The sequence below is a fragment of the Thermogymnomonas acidicola JCM 13583 genome (assembly GCF_001316105.1).
GTDB classification, from domain to species: Archaea; Thermoplasmatota; Thermoplasmata; order Thermoplasmatales; family Thermoplasmataceae; genus Thermogymnomonas; species Thermogymnomonas acidicola.
The window spans coordinates 222,747-236,843 of the sequence record NZ_BBCP01000001.1; the positions used below are offsets into that span (position 1 = coordinate 222,747).

Consider the following 14,097-nt stretch of genomic DNA (forward strand, 5'->3'; position numbering starts at 1 on the left):
TCCGGGTCGACCCTTACACCCCCCCATCTGGTAGTGCACCGTCGGCGCTACCTCCATCTTCTCCTTCGTTATGTCGACGCCGGCAAAGTCCAGGAACTGCTGGTACATTCCTGGGAGCTTCTGCTTTATGAACGCAGCGCCCTTGTAGGATATGTCCAGGTAGACGCCGCCGTGGGGGGGTGTCCCCCCTGCCCTCGATGATCTCGTTGTAATTTGCCCTGGCCACCACATCCCTGGCGTCCAGCTCTTTCTTCTCAGGCGAGTACCTGAGCATGAACCTCTCTCCCTTGGAGTTGTAGAGGATACCACCCTCTCCCCCTGACACCCTCTGTGACCAGCAGTCCCCTAACGCCAGGGGGGGGATAGACCATGCCTGTCGGGTGGAACTGTATCATCTCCATGTCCTGGAGTATGGCGCCTGCGTTGTAGGCCAGACCTATGCCATCGCCTGTGGACTCCCAGGAGTTGGAGGTGACCTTGTAGACCCTGCCACAGCCGCCCGTGGCCAGTATTGTGGCCTTGGCCCTGAAGAGTATGAACTCCCCCCCTGTGTGCATCTCTATTCCTATCGCTCCCACCACAGCATTGTCCTTCTTCACAAGCTTCGTTATGTATATCTCGTCAAGCGCGGTGACGTCCCTGTGCAGTATCTGATCTTCCAGTGTCCTGAGCATCTCCAGGCCAGTCTTGTCACCCACGTGGCATAGCCTTCTCTTGCTGTGGCCTCCAAAGGCCCTTTGCAGTATCCTGCCATCAGGGTCCTGTCGAAGAGCGCCCCCCCGTAGCTCTCCAGCTCGTAGACCCTATCTGGCGCCTCCTTTGCCAGGATCTCTGCCATCCTCCAGTTCGACAGGTACACGCCCTCCTCTATTATGTCTGCGAAGTGCACCTGCCAGTTGTCGTCTGGATCGACGTTGCCCAGCGCAGCGGCAATGCCCCCCCCTCTGCCATCACCGTGTGGGCCTTGCCCAGCAGGGACTTGGACACCATTATGACCTTTGCGCCCATCTCACTGGCGGCAAGCGCTGCCCTCATTCCAGCGCCACCGGCACCTATTACAAGGACATCACAGTCCATCTTCTTGTAGTCCATAAAAAAGACCTCCAGCAACACACATCCGACCCGTCACCGGATGGATTGACCGGAACCCAAGGTGGGATCCATTCCAGGATCCGGATCCTGACTGTATCATTGACTGGTGGGTATCCCCCTATTTTTTAAAAAGTTTTCATGGACGGACATACGGGGGGGTACATAAACATGAGAAATGTTTATATAGTGGTAGGCAATATCAGGTTGGTAACTGAAGGTTACAACTGGAGGTGGTAAAGATGGTTGGAAGGAGGAACAGGGACATGGACGACTGGGACGACGACTTCTTCGACGACTTCTTCAGCGACTTCGGCATCGACATAAACAAGATAAATGAGAGGATGAAGAGGATATGGGACAGGCTGCTCAGGGACCCGGATGTCAGGACTTACGGCCCCCCCTATGTGTACGGCTTCACGTACAAGGTAGGGCCAGACGGCAGGCCTGTGTTCGAGGAGTTCGGCAACCTCCCGGGGATGAGGGTACCTGGCTAGGCCAGCCAGTTGAGAAGGACGTCAGGGAGCCTATAACTGACCTGAACGTGGACAGGGACAAGGTCTATGTGACTTACGAGCTGCCCGGGGGGGTAGCCAAGGAGAACATCAAGCTCAATGTGACGGAGAACAACATAACGCTCGATGTCAGGGAGGGCCCGAGGAAGTACTTCAAGAGCATGGACTTCGACTTCAAGCTGAAGCCCAACACTGCCAGGGCAAAGTTCACCAACGGCATACTGGACGTGACTGTGGAGAAGGAAGGCGGCTCCACAGGCAGCGGCAGGACAGTGACCATAGAGTGATCCTGTATGATCGGTGACGGCGTGGACGACTTCATAGCCGCACTGGAGAACGAGACCAGGAGGCAGATAATAAAGCGCCTCCTGGAAACAGAGTCATACGCGCTCGAGATCAGCAGGATCGTTGGTGTGTCACAGCAGGCAATAATGAAGCATTTCGACATCCTGGAGAGGGCCAACCTGGTGATACCCGTGGGCGTAGTCCCAAGCCCCCTCGGGTGCCCCCAGGAAGGTCTACAGGCCCACCGGGTTTTCAACCCTCGTCATCGATTACTCCAGGAGCTTCTTCGATATGAAGCGCTATCCACTGGAAAACGGAGAGGAGGTGGAGGGGGGGGAAGCATAGACGAACTCCTGGAGAGGCTCAGGGACGTGAACAGCAGGCTTGACAGCCTCATGAAGGAGAGGGAGAAGCTGATATCCCTCAAGGACTCGATAATCAGGAGGGCAAAAAGGCTGATAGAGGAGGATTTCCCAGATCCCTTCACCCGTGAAGTCCTGACCACATACATCTCCAGCATGGACGCCGAAACTGCTGCACAGGAGCTGGGGGGGTTGCCCGTGGAGATCGTGAGGAGCATGGTGGGCCAGTATCTTGGCAAGCACTCAGACTGACTGGCAGAAGGCTGAAAGCATCTCCTCTTCGCTGAAGTCCAGGCTGGCTAATATGGCTATGCTCACCGGGCTCCTGAACCCGATCTCCGTTTGCAGGAGGTCGCTGATCTTCCCACAGACAACCTTCTCCCACGGCTGGCCGAGGCCGGATAGGACGCATGCCATGGTCCCTTCGTTAGGGTTATCGTAGTTTCTTCTCTGTGCCATGGCCAGGAGTGTCCTGAGCGCTGTGTGAGGGTCCAGGTTCTCCCTGTTGCGGTCCAGGTCCAGCAGAAGGAGTGTGTGGAGGCCATTCTCAAGGTTCCTCCTGACCTTGTCCGCAACACTCAGGGGGGGAAAGAACCTCTCGTCGGTGAAGGGCATTGAGACCGGCGGGCCCACCTTGTAAGAAAGCAGGCCGAGCCTCCCGTGCCAGGTGTTCAGGATCGATGCGTTTTCTAGAACCTCTACATCCACGCCCGCCCTTACCGCGCTCATCCTGACCTGGTTGTGTGTGGTCGCTGACAGTGCGTCTCCTGGGACTAGGAGGCACACAAGCCTGTTTCTGCTCATCTCTATGAGCCATCCGTGCTCCTCAAGTTCTGTCCTTCCGCAGAGCCTCACCTCCTTGCCCGTGAGCTCCCTGATCCTTTCAACAGTCCCAGGGGGGGTATGAAGGAGGTGTATGTATCAAGGAGCACTTCGTCTGCTCTCCTAAGCCTCTCCACTTCCAGGAGGGTCAGTGAATCGGCCCCCCCTGAGGCCCATGCCCATTATGCAGAGCGTCAATCTGTGCTCAGTTCCTCCTCTATCCTTATGAGTTCGTTCAGCTTTGCCAGCCTCTCGCCTCCGATCGTGCCCGACTTGATGAACCTGGAGCTGAACGCCACCCCCCCCAGGTGTGCTATGAAGTCGTCTGTGGTCTCGCCGCTCCTGTGTGATATGGTGTTGAGCATTCCAGCCCTTGTTGCCAGCTTCACGGATTCCACTGTATCGGAGAGAGTGCCGATCTGGTTCACCTTTATCAGCACGCCGTTGGTGGCCTTCTTCTCTATGCCTTCCGCAATCCTCCTCGGGTTTGTGGTGTAGAGGTCATCACCCACGACAAGGGCAGAGCCGCCGACCTTTTTTGTTATTTCAGCAAAGCCCTCAAAGTCCCTCTCGTCCATTGGGTCCTCTATGTAGTAGAAGCCGTATTCCCTTGCGAGCGAAACAGCGAAGTCTATCTGCTCGTCCCTGCTCAGCTTCCTGTCCCTGTAAACGTAGTGCTTCCCATCAAAGAACTCGCTGGCGGCCAGGTCTGTCCCTGTCAGGATCCTGACGCCGCGCTCCTTCGAGACCTCATCCACGCTCTCCCTCAGTATTTCCATGGCCTTCTCGTCGGTGATGCTTGCAGTCCAGGCCTTTTCGTCCCCCCCGAGACCAACACTGCACCCCCCCGGCAGCTCCTGGCTCAGCTTCTCCCCCCCTACCCTCCTGTGCACCATCGCGTTCGTGATCATGGATTCGAGGGTGCTCCCACCCTGGGCAGAGACCAGGAACTCCTGTATGGTAGTGCCGTTCCTGGTGTGCTTGCCACCACCTATGACGTTTCCAAGCGGGCTGGGCGGCCTCCCGTATGCCGTCCCCCCCCTACGTACCTGTAGAGCGGGATACCGAGGTACGAGGAAGCCAGCTTTGCCGCACATATTGATAGGGCAGTGGAGACGTTTCCGCCCATGTTGCTGAAGTTCTCAGTCCCATCTATCTCGTGGAGGAGGGAATCGAAGCCCCCCCTCTGGTCCAGGGCATTGAAGCCGAGTATGTAGTTCTTCACCCTCCTGTTGAAGAAATCGAACGCTTCATCTATGCCTGACTTTGAGAAAGCCACAACCTCGGTCTCACCGGTGCTTGCGCCCGAGGGGGGGCCGATGCGGTTGCCCTTACCTTCCCGGAAACAAGCTCTGCCTCCACCGTGAGGTTTCCCCCCCTGGAATCAAGTATCTTCCTCAACCTGGCCTGCTCGATGGGTAGCGATGGCATGGCGGAATATCTCCTCACACTGTTTAACTTTACCGTAAAGGCATGAGTGCGTGGCACAGCACCATATACCTGCATGCCTCTGGCAGCCCAGACATCTCCCATTGCATACAGTGACACCAGGGTGCCGAAACACCACTCTGAATATTCCTTACCTTGCCCCCCCGCCATCCAGTATAGAGGCGATCCTGTCCATGTCACTACTGGTAACCTGGAACTCACCCTGCCTGTGAGAAACCCACTTGGATGCCACGTAGTTCCCCAGGAGGACCGAGGACTGGAGCTTGCCCCCCCTCTGCAGGCCCAGGTGGAATCCGGCACGGAAGGCGTCACCCGCGCCCACGGTGTCGAAGGGCCTTTCCACCGGAAATGCCCCAATATGTTCCCTCCGCCCGTCAGAGAGTATGGTCGCACCCCTATCGCCCTCGGTCACTATCACTGAGGTGACCTCCCTTGAGATCTCATCCTCGCTCATGCCAGATATACGCACCATGTGTGCGAGCTCGGCCCTGTTCACGAGCACGAAGGTCGAAAGCCCCCAGGAATTCCCTGACGGTGTCCCTGTCGTAGCCGTACGATATCTCCTGCGAAGGGTCGAATATTATGGCCTTGCCACTCCAATTCCTCGCTATCTTCAGGTACTCCGCTGGGGGGGACCGGTTGTGAAGTGCAGGTATGCCTCCCCCACCTTCACTGTACCTGGGTGCCAGTTTGCCATTCCGCCCTGGTATATGTAGGCCACCTGCTTCTTACCGTCAGACGCTATGGTGCAGACGGGCCACTCACCGTCTGAGGCATCGACCCTTAGCTCCACACAGTCCCCCCCACCTTCTCCTTAAGCCTCCCCCCCAGGACGCTGGACGAGCATGAAGAATATACTGTGGCCCTCAGGCCTATCCTCGAAGCTGCTATGGCAAAATTCCCTGCGGTGCCACCAACGGTCTCCCTAACACTGACCACCGGGACTGAACCCTCGTCAGGATGAAGCCAACGCTCAGGACCCTGTCCAGGTTCACATGGCCGAAGTAAGCCACACTCATACCTGGAGATTCATCTCTGCCCTACATATCTTTGCAAATGCTTCCCTGTCCCTCTCCCTTGCGTCCTCCGGTATCTCAGCAATGGGCCTCAGGCACGGAAACTCCCTCAGGGCCTCTTCCCTCGAGGCATCGGTGAACACAACAGCCCTATCACCTGGTGGCCTAGCGGCTTCAAGGGCCACCCTTGCCTGCCTCTCGCCGGTCAGGAGTGCACAGAACAGTGCGTGCCTGTTCTTAATACGCGTGTTCTGGAACCTCGGGAGCAGGGAGAAAGCCACTTCGAGGTGGAACCTCGAGACGACGATGCCGGGATTCAGAAAAATTGTGAAGTGATTCAGTGAACCGGATCTCTGGACGAGATCCTCAAACCTGCACCCGGAGATGTCTGCCAGGAACGAATCAGGCAACGTTACCTCCAGCCCTGGCCTTCTTGTTGGGCATGACCGCCTTCGTCCCCCCCTCGGCCACGGGCCCGCCCATCTTTGACAGGAGCTCTGTTTTCGCAGGGCAGTCGACAAGGGCGTTCTCCAGGACCTCCCTGATGGTCGTTACTGGCACGATCTCTATCCTGTCTTTGTGCGCGTGGTCAAGTACTATATCTCCAAAGTTGGAAGCAGGCACGATGACCTTCTTGAGGCCAGCGTCTATGGCAGCCTCCACCTTGGCTGTCACGCCACCCACAGGGAGCACCTGGCCCCCCCTCACGCTGAGAGAACCTGTCATTGCAACGCTCTGGTCCACCGGAATGTTCTCCATGGCAGATATGACTGCAGTTGCGATGGAGACGCTTGCGGAGTCACCCTCAACACCCTCATAGGTGCCCACGAACTGTATGTGCACGTCCATATTGGTTATGTCCTTGCTGCTGCCGCTTATCTTCTTGAACACAGCAGAAACGTTCTGCACGGCCTCCTTTGCAATCTCTCCCAGTTTGCCTGTGGCTATGACCTCACCCCCCCTGCCCTTCTGAATAGCCGGCGTGACCTCTGCCACTATGGGCATGACTATGCCTGAGAAGTCGGAGAGGCCATTGTTGGCACCAACAACGGCCAGACCGTTAACCGTGCCGACTGCCGATCCCTCGGTGAGGAATGTCTTGTACTGCTTCTTGACCTCTATGGACTTGTCAGCAACCTGCTGCTCCAGGGGGCTTGCTGAGGCGCTTTGCCTTATGACATGGTCTGCTGTCACGATGTCCGCCTTTTCGCTCACCGCTATGTCGCCTGCCACCCTGACAAGCCGCCGAGCTCCCTGAGCCTCAGTGTGAGCTTGCCTTTCCTGCCTGAACGCCTCTGTGCCTCCTTAATGACTTCCACAATGGCGCCGGTGTCGAAGTGCGGTATCTTCTTGTCCTTAACCACCTCCTGGGCAATGAACTGCACCAGCTTCCTCCTGTTCTCGTCTGTATCGTCCATGACGGAGTTCATGTAAACTTCGTATCCGTAGCCCCCCCTGATCCTTGACCTCAGTGCTGGGTGCATACCCTGTATGGCATCAAGGTTGCCTGCAGCCACCAGGATGAAATCGCATGGCACAGGCTCAGTCTGCACCATGGCTCCAGCACTCCTCTCGCTCTGGCCAGATATGGGGAACTTCTTCTCCTGCATTGCAGTGAGGAGCGCCTGCTGGCTCTCTGGCCTCAGCAGGTTTATCTCGTCTATGAACAGCACGCCCTTGTGGGCCTTGTGGATGTTGCCAGCCTCAACCCTCTCGTGTGCCGGCGTTTCCAGGCCACCGGACTGGAACGGGTCGTGCCTGACGTCACCCAGCAGCGCACCGGAGTGCGCTCCTGTCGAATCTACAAACGGGGGGGGCTTGTCGTTGGGGGGGGTGTGCGATACCAGGAGCTTCGGTATCATTGCCCTCTCTGTCCTCATGGCGGGGGGGTTGAAGGCCAGAGCCATCCAGAGTATCGCGGCCGCTATGATGGCGAAGAATAGTATTGTCCAGTTGCTTATCACTATGGATATGATCAGGCCCAGGAACACCACAGAGAAGATGAGGAACAGAACTCCCCCCCTGGACCTGTCCTTCTTTTCCCTCTCCGCCTTTATCTGGTACTGCCTAACAACCTCCTTGCCCTTGCCTGCAGGGAGTGTCTTTATTTTTGGCCTGTTGGAATCCTCAGGGTTTGGAAATACGAGTATATCTTCAAGCTCCTCCTTGGGGAGGAAATCAACCATTGACTGCGCAAGCATTGATTTCCCTGTACCAGGCTCACCTATGAGCAGGACGTGCCTCTTCTGTATGGCAGCCTTCTTGACGACCTCACCTGCCTCGTCCTGCCCGATTACCTGGTCGAAAAGGATCTTCGGAACCTGAACATCCTTCGTGGACTTGATGTTCAGCTTCTTGATCCATTCCTCAACGCTTTCTAGTTCTTCGTCCACAGTACACCATTAAAAATTAGTAATTAAGCCTTTGTATCAAAAATTCTCCCTTTTTCTAGCCTATTTCGACTGCGAATACCTTCCTGTTGTTGAACATGGTCTTGAGCGCCTTTATGTCCTCTATGAGGTCCGGGTTCACTTTGAAGTACCTGAAGCCGTTCTTGGACTGTTCAACCACCACAAGGCCAAGGCCCACAAGGGACTCCTCTCCGGTGTACCTGACTCCCAGTCCCTCTAGGCACCCCCCCTTGACGTTCGAAGGATCGGACCTCACTGCCCTGGATATCTCTGATAGGTATGACCTGTAAGGGTATATGGAGAGGAGGTAGAATAGGACTTTTCTCCTGAGTTCACTGCGGTTCAGTGAACGTATTACGTTTCCATCGGCTACAAGTTCCATAAAGTTCAAACCGGGAGGTTATATATAAATCTTCCCATGGCACCTATTACATGTGGTGTTTCTTGCACACCCACTAGCTGTATCACATACATAGTACCTCTTTATCCTCACTATACATCAGGTCAGCATGGGATTCAGCATAGGTCATCAGCTCAGGCTGACCCTCTTTGGTGAGTCTCACGGCCCAGCCATAGGGTTCGTGCTGGATGGCCTTCCAGCAGGCCTTAAGATCAGCAAAGAAGAGACTGCTGCCTGGATGGAGAGGAGGAGGCCGGCGCAGTCCATATTCACAACCCAGAGGAGGGAGAGGGACGATGTGATTTTCCTCTCTGGCCTGAGGGAGGATCATACAAACGGTGGTGCGGTATCCGGCGTGATATACAACCAGGACGTGATCAGTAAGCACTACGATGAGATCAGGGACAACCCGAGACCAGGCCACGGCGATCTCACCATGTTCCTGAAGTACGGGGAGTGGAGGCCATACGAGGGGGGCGGCTTCCTCTCTGGACGGATGACAGCACCCATCGTTGCTGCCGGGTCAATATGCCTCCAGGTGCTAAACAGAGCCGGCATAGAGATAGTGTCGTGGATAGAGCAGATAGGAGAGGTACGCTGCGATCACGGGCCTCCCCAGGGACAGGACGGCGCTTATGCCTTTGATACGAGGATGCCGGACGGGGGGGAGTGCGATGCCAGGGCCTCACTCCTCCTGAGGGACACGCTATCTGAGGGTGACAGCCTGGGTGCAAGGATAGCCACGGAGGTCAGGGGGGGCGTGCCCGCTGGAGTGGGCGATCCAATATTCGATTCTGTGGAGGGCGAGATCGCAAGGTTCATGTTCTCAATACCTGGCCTGAAGGGCATCGAGTTTGGCCGGGGGGGCTTCGGGTTTGCGGGCTCCAAAGGCAGCGAGGTGGTGGACGAGATCTTCCTGGAGGATGGAATCTTCCGGACGAGATCGAACAACAATGGGGGCATACTGGGTGGCATAACCAACGGCATGCCCATCAGGTTCGATGTTGTGATGAAGCCCACATCCTCCATAAGGAAGCCCCCTCAGGACGGTGAACCTCAAGACCGGTGAGGAGAAGACACTCAGGGTCGTGGGCAGGCACGACCCGTGCATAGGGATAAGGGCTGTACCGGTTGTCCAGACGGCAACGGCAATAGTGCTCCTAGACATCCTCCTCCGGGACCTAGGGCCAGGGTTCCTCAGGGCCTTAGAAGAAGGGCACGAGGAACCTGAAGATTAGGAGTGAGGCTAACACGCTGCTGGGCACGGTGATCATTATGTTTACCTTTGCCCTCTGGAGTGAGTAGAAAACTATGGACTTCAGGCTGTTGAAGGTGTTTTCGTCGCCCATCCTCACCTTCACTTCGGAAGATCCGGCCACGAACCTGCACTTCTCCAGGTTGGACGATGCCGTCCTTATGGCCTCCAGTATGCTCTCCACCACATCCTCAACCCTGTCCCTCATGCCCAGGGGGTTCATGTCAAGAGTGCTCGCGTTCACTATGTGGTTGTCGGTGGTGTAGACCTCTACGCTGTCAAGGCCAGAGCACCTTGCCCTCACGGCCTCTATTGCTCCTTCACTATGTTGTTGGAATCTGTCAGGACGTAAGCGTTGCTCCGCCCACCTGTCCTTATGACCAGGGCCTGGATGCCCATCTTTCCCATGGCGCTGAACTTGGGGGAAACCCTGCAGTACCCCCCCACCTCGGCTTCATACTTAGGCTGCAGCCTCTTGATCTCCCTCTCCAGGGGGCTTCAGGACGCTGCTGCAATCCTCCAGTTCACGGGCCCCCCCTGTGAATAGTTGTTCTGCGCGTCAATCACAGCACTATCAGATAGTCCGGCCTTCTTCAGGTGCGACATGATCTTGAGGCCCTCTTTCAGGGATACGTCATCGAACGGCTCCCTCTCTGGTACCAGGGCCACCATCCCGAAGTCCCCCCCGAACCTTTGCATCGCAACAGTGTACTTCCCGGCGCTGATCTTCTTGAACCTGGAAACGTTCCTGATCTCCACAGAGTTCTGGAGTGCCTCGCGCACGCCCATGGCTATGCTGTCTATGTCCTCCTCTCCTGCACAGTTGTTGCTGTTCGTGGTGGTGGTGTGAAAGACCATCAGGTCGGTGCCTATGTCAGGCAGCTTTTCCTGCAACCTCCTCGGGAGGTCGCTAGAACCGAGTATGCCGAACGGCCCAGGGTGCACGTAAGGGAACACAAGGGTGACCTTTGGCTCCCCCCCGCTCTCCCTGAGGACCTGGAGCACCTTCACGGGCACCTTTCTCCAGCTCCTGTAGAGACGCTCCATGAACCTCTGGCCCACGGTCTGGTCCTTGTCTGGCCTGTAGTTCAGGAAGAAGTTGATTATCTTTATGGGGCTCTCGTTGTACTTCTGCTTGAAAGCCCTCACCGAGGCCCTTGCAAAGAGCACCCCCACCGACGACGTAAATTATGGAGGAGAGCAGGAAGGGGATGACAGTTATCAGGTCACGGTAAACCAGGACCATGGTGAATATGGCGGCATATGTGTAGTTCAGGCTAGGTATTATTGCCTCAGTGTTCTCTCTGAATAGTAGGTGTAGAACATCAGCGATCTCAGGAGGGCCACAGACGAGATGGAGAGCATGAAAGCGTACTCGGGGATCCTTATGAAGCCCGTCCCGTAGACGGCCCAGAAGAATATGTTCCATATGATGAGCGACAGGAAGTTCAGGGCAAATACCCTCCTGGCGGGGAACTCGAACTTCGTGATCCTGGCGAAGGCTATGTCTCCAAGGTTCACTATGACGTAGGAAAGGAGTATGACATCAACAGTGAAGACAAGGTTGCCCAGTGCATGGTAGTCAAGGGCCATTATTGCAGCCGCCGGTGCTGGATAGTAATACCACTGTGGCGATCTCCTTATGTATTTGGAAAGCTCCTCGAAGTTGCGGTGGTGCGCCTGCCTGTCCCTCAATGCAAGACGCATGCTGGGAGTTCTAAAATACTTTTCTACGGGGGGGCGGGGGGGCAGGAGGCCCTTCACTGCGTCAGTATAGGAAGCTCATTTCGTCTTTTGACGAATAGAGGAATATATTGAGAGGAGGCTCTCTATGTGGGCTTCGCTGGAAAAGTTACTCTCAACGAATTGCCTTGCTCCTTCCGAGAGCTGCATGTACGAGGATGGGTTCTCCAGCAGCGCCTGATCCTTCCAGCGGTCTCAGGCGGTTCAGTATGCAGGATCGTGCAGTCCCCCCCTGACCCCCCCGTGAAATCAAGGAGTGGGAAGCCCGGTGTCACCACGGCTGGCAGGCCGGTCGCCATGGCCTCCAGCACGGATATGCCGAACGTGTCAGATGTGGACGGATAGACGAAGAAGTAGCTCTCTCGGAGTATCCTCTGCTTTTCCTCCTCGCTCACGTAGCCCAGGAACTCTATCTCTGCCTCTTTGTATTCAGGCACACTCTCTTTCAGCCTCTCCTCCTCAGGCCCCCCCGTGCCCGCTATCATGAGCCTCGTGCCCCCCCCACACTCCTTCCCAGCTCCCGGGCTATTTCCACCGCCCTCCATACGCCCTTGTCTACAGTCAGCCTCCCGATATAAGCCAGAAAGGCCTAACGCTTTCCCTCCTGCACCATGTGAATCTTGAAAGGTCTGTGAACAGCGGAAGGACACGGACGTTGCCGGCACCATTGGAACGCAGCAGTTCGGCCGCCTTCGGGCTCGGTGCCAGGACAGCATCGCACCTCCTGTAGAGGTACATGTTGTAGCGCCATGAGATCCTGAAGAGCGTCTCCTTCATGGGCAGGCTCACGGCATCCATCATCTTAGAGAAGTCCGTGTGGAACGTTGCTACAATGGGCCTCCTTAGCTCCCTTGCCAGCCTGTACCCGAGCGTCCCCCCCATGTAGAAAGGGTCGTGGATGTGTATCACGTCGGGGTTCACATCCTTCATCTTCTTGTAGAGGATGAACGGGAAGAAGTTCACGGGCCAGCGGTACTGCCTGTACCAGAACATGGGCACCGAGAGTGGCCTCACAACGTTCCTCTCAAGCTGGCCCGTAAGTGTGAAGACGAAGACCTCGTGCCCCCTGGCCTCGAGGCCCCTCTTCACCTCGTGCAGGTAATGGGATACGCCGTCAGGCGTTGGGTAGTATGTTTCCGTGAAGAACGCGATCCTCATCTCATATCTCCGTTACCCTTAACATCCTGAAAAGCCCGTAACCGTAGAGTACCTTCGTGAAGCCATTGAACCCCCCCGGGAGCCCGGCGTACTCCGAATCGATCCTGAGCTGGGGCGTGGAGAGGAGCTTCTGGAGGGTCGAGATCACCAGGACGTTGGGCCAGGTGACCTTCTCCATTACCCTCCTGCTGATCTGCCTGTTCCCCCCCTGCCGAGAATGAACCCCCCCTGCCCGCCTATGGGTGAGAGTATGGCCACGCTCTCCCTCCTTGATACCTCGTTGAAGATCCGCTCCTCCGTTGCATCCCTGACTACGACCCTCCCACCTAGCACTATGTCCACACCGAACTCATTAGTCTCTTCGCCTAGTGCCCTGACCAGCGACTTGCACGTCCTTCCTGTACCGACAACGTATGCAACGCCATCCCTCATGTTGTCAATTATGTATTCCACTATGTCTGAGGAGTCCGGGCTCCCCCCCATGTCGAACTTCGGGCACGCGACGACGCCACCCGAGCCCGGGACAAGGGCCTTTCCGTAGTTCACGAGCCTCAGGCTCCCCCCCCTGCTCATCGATATTTCATCTGCATCCACCACATCGGCCTCCTCCAAAGATATCTGTGAGCTGCTGCCAAAACTGTCCAGCACAGCTGCCGCAGCTTCCGGGCTCGAGGCGAAGACCCCCCCGCTGTACATCTTCATCCCTGCCGGTACGCCCAACACAGGTATGTTCCTGTCCACCACTCCGGTAACATCCCTTGCTGTCCCGTCCCCGCCAACGAAAACGATGATGTCAGCATCCTCCTCCAGCGCCTTTCTGCAGAATTCCTCGGTGTCCCTTGCACTCGTTGGGCTGCCCGGGGGGGAGTGTATGACCTCGTAATCGCTCAGGCCGCACTCAACTATCTCTTGCTCCCCCCCCATGGGCCCGAGCACGTGAGGAGGTGGGGCCTCGACCTGAGGCTCCTGAGGAACGTCAATGCTCTGGTGTGGGCGTAATTGCCCACCTGCTCCCTCATTGTATCGGAACCCCTTAACGACCTGTACAGGCCAGAGCCAGCCACAGGGTTCACAAGGAAGCCCACGCGCATGCACCAACATGGAAAACCACTAACTTATTGTTTCCACTGTTCAGTAAGGAGTGATATCCACCGCTGCCAGTGCGCCCACCATGGTGGAGTTGAAGGCCACCACGTACATCATCCCGGGGTCGCTGAGGGCCTTCAGGTGCATGACAATCGAATCGCCAGCGCCGAGCTTCACCTGGCCTGAGAAGAACATGTGCGTCCCGTTCATGTCAATGGTCAGGTTGTCCGGCATGCCCACCTGGTAGTACATGCCGCTTGGGGGGGCAACGATCATCAGGGAGAGGGTGTAGTTCATCCCACCCGCGTTCTCCAGCGTCATGTTCGTGTCTGTCCCGACTGATGCCTCTTCTGAAAGGGGGGTTTCTGCCGTTGAACAGTATTTCCGGGGGGGTCAGGTTCACCACAATGACCCTGACGCTGCACGCCACCGAGTAGGAGCCGGAATACACACCGATGGAGTATGAGTATTCGCCGGGGGGGTGCGTTGTTGGCGGGAGGCCCAGG

At 56.6% G+C, this 14,097-nt stretch carries 17 protein-coding genes and 5 pseudogenes; 3 read left to right on the forward strand and 19 right to left on the reverse strand.

The features are described 5' to 3' along the window. Positions 1-13 precede the first annotated feature (13 nt). Positions 14-1,092 (reverse strand): annotated as a pseudogene (locus tag JCM13583_RS11795) (FAD-binding protein). A 239-nt stretch (positions 1,093-1,331) separates the two neighbouring features. Between JCM13583_RS11795 and JCM13583_RS01575 the strand changes: the two are divergent. Beyond that, positions 1,332-1,891 (forward strand): annotated as a pseudogene (locus JCM13583_RS01575) (Hsp20/alpha crystallin family protein). A gap of 6 nt (positions 1,892-1,897) precedes the next feature. Continuing rightward, positions 1,898-2,503 carry a helix-turn-helix domain-containing protein gene (locus tag JCM13583_RS01580; protein ID WP_075056417.1) on the forward strand — a complete coding sequence of 202 codons (606 nt, stop codon included), beginning with the start codon at positions 1,898-1,900 and terminating at the stop codon, positions 2,501-2,503. Here the strand turns inward: JCM13583_RS01580 and dph5 are convergent. The 8 genes and pseudogenes from dph5 to JCM13583_RS01615 all read right to left on the reverse strand — a co-directional run bounded on the left by dph5 (position 2,495) and on the right by JCM13583_RS01615 (position 8,331). Beyond that, positions 2,495-3,106: a diphthine synthase gene (gene dph5 / locus JCM13583_RS01585; protein WP_171823338.1), complete on the reverse strand. Its 612-nt coding sequence runs from the start codon at positions 3,104-3,106 to the stop codon at positions 2,495-2,497. The genes JCM13583_RS01580 and dph5 overlap by 9 nt on opposite strands. Before the next feature lie 161 nt (positions 3,107-3,267). Continuing rightward, positions 3,268-4,504 (reverse strand): annotated as a pseudogene (eno, locus tag JCM13583_RS01590) (phosphopyruvate hydratase). A gap of 148 nt (positions 4,505-4,652) precedes the next feature. After that, a complete protein-coding gene (locus JCM13583_RS01595) occupies positions 4,653-5,024 on the reverse strand; it encodes a hypothetical protein (protein ID WP_075056418.1) in 372 nt (123 codons plus the stop codon). A 111-nt stretch (positions 5,025-5,135) separates the two neighbouring features. Beyond that, the gene (locus tag JCM13583_RS01600; protein WP_075056419.1) at positions 5,136-5,315 is read right to left on the reverse strand and encodes a hypothetical protein; all 180 of its coding nucleotides are present in this window, start codon (positions 5,313-5,315) and stop codon (positions 5,136-5,138) included. Further along, a complete protein-coding gene (locus JCM13583_RS13555; protein ID WP_171823339.1) occupies positions 5,306-5,461 on the reverse strand; it encodes a hypothetical protein in 156 nt (51 codons plus the stop codon). The genes JCM13583_RS01600 and JCM13583_RS13555 overlap by 10 nt, the downstream gene beginning before the upstream one ends. 76 nt (positions 5,462-5,537) lie before the next feature. Continuing rightward, positions 5,538-5,948: a hypothetical protein gene (locus tag JCM13583_RS01605; protein WP_075056420.1), complete on the reverse strand. Its 411-nt coding sequence runs from the start codon at positions 5,946-5,948 to the stop codon at positions 5,538-5,540. Next, positions 5,941-7,931, reverse strand: a pseudogene (gene lonB / locus JCM13583_RS01610) (ATP-dependent protease LonB). The gene JCM13583_RS01605 and the pseudogene lonB overlap by 8 nt, the downstream one beginning before the upstream one ends. Positions 7,932-7,986: 55 nt before the next feature. Continuing rightward, on the reverse strand, positions 7,987-8,331 hold the full coding sequence (locus tag JCM13583_RS01615; protein WP_075056421.1) for an archaellum operon transcriptional activator EarA family protein: 345 nt from the start codon (positions 8,329-8,331) through the stop codon (positions 7,987-7,989). 127 nt (positions 8,332-8,458) lie between these two features. On the opposite strand from JCM13583_RS01615, the pseudogene aroC reads away from it, so the two are divergent. Further along, a pseudogene (aroC, locus tag JCM13583_RS01620) lies at positions 8,459-9,587 on the forward strand (chorismate synthase). On the opposite strand, the gene JCM13583_RS01625 reads toward aroC, so the two are convergent. The 10 genes from JCM13583_RS01625 to JCM13583_RS01665 all read right to left on the reverse strand — a co-directional run bounded on the left by JCM13583_RS01625 (position 9,555) and on the right by JCM13583_RS01665 (position 13,912). Next, a complete protein-coding gene (locus JCM13583_RS01625; protein ID WP_075056422.1) occupies positions 9,555-9,908 on the reverse strand; it encodes a DUF2070 family protein in 354 nt (117 codons plus the stop codon). The pseudogene aroC and the gene JCM13583_RS01625 overlap by 33 nt on opposite strands. A gap of 5 nt (positions 9,909-9,913) precedes the next feature. Next, a complete protein-coding gene (locus tag JCM13583_RS01630) occupies positions 9,914-10,051 on the reverse strand; it encodes a DUF2070 family protein (RefSeq protein WP_171823340.1) in 138 nt (45 codons plus the stop codon). A gap of 51 nt (positions 10,052-10,102) precedes the next feature. After that, entirely contained in the window at positions 10,103-10,774 is a 672-nt protein-coding gene (locus tag JCM13583_RS01635; protein WP_171823341.1) for a DUF2070 family protein, read from the reverse strand. Positions 10,775-10,888: 114 nt separating this feature from the next. Continuing rightward, on the reverse strand, positions 10,889-11,299 hold the full coding sequence (locus JCM13583_RS01640) for a DUF2070 family protein (RefSeq protein ID WP_075056424.1): 411 nt from the start codon (positions 11,297-11,299) through the stop codon (positions 10,889-10,891). Positions 11,300-11,433: 134 nt separating this feature from the next. Next, the gene (locus JCM13583_RS01645; protein ID WP_075056425.1) at positions 11,434-11,892 is read right to left on the reverse strand and encodes a glycosyltransferase family 4 protein; all 459 of its coding nucleotides are present in this window, start codon (positions 11,890-11,892) and stop codon (positions 11,434-11,436) included. Positions 11,893-11,908: 16 nt separating this feature from the next. After that, positions 11,909-12,505, reverse strand: a complete 597-nt coding sequence (locus JCM13583_RS01650; protein ID WP_075056426.1) for a glycosyltransferase — start codon at positions 12,503-12,505, stop codon at positions 11,909-11,911. Position 12,506: 1 nt separating this feature from the next. Then, positions 12,507-12,683 (reverse strand): hypothetical protein, encoded by a 177-nt coding sequence (locus tag JCM13583_RS13560; protein ID WP_171823342.1) that lies wholly within the window; start codon positions 12,681-12,683, stop codon positions 12,507-12,509. Continuing rightward, positions 12,683-13,441 carry an NAD(+)/NADH kinase gene (locus JCM13583_RS01655; RefSeq protein WP_171823343.1) on the reverse strand — a complete coding sequence of 253 codons (759 nt, stop codon included), beginning with the start codon at positions 13,439-13,441 and terminating at the stop codon, positions 12,683-12,685. The genes JCM13583_RS13560 and JCM13583_RS01655 overlap by 1 nt, the downstream gene beginning before the upstream one ends. After that, positions 13,408-13,596, reverse strand: coding sequence for a hypothetical protein (locus JCM13583_RS13565; protein ID WP_075056428.1), 189 nt, complete (start codon positions 13,594-13,596; stop codon positions 13,408-13,410). The genes JCM13583_RS01655 and JCM13583_RS13565 overlap by 34 nt, the downstream gene beginning before the upstream one ends. A gap of 40 nt (positions 13,597-13,636) precedes the next feature. After that, a complete protein-coding gene (locus JCM13583_RS01665) occupies positions 13,637-13,912 on the reverse strand; it encodes a hypothetical protein (protein WP_075056429.1) in 276 nt (91 codons plus the stop codon). Positions 13,913-14,097: the final 185 nt, after the last annotated feature.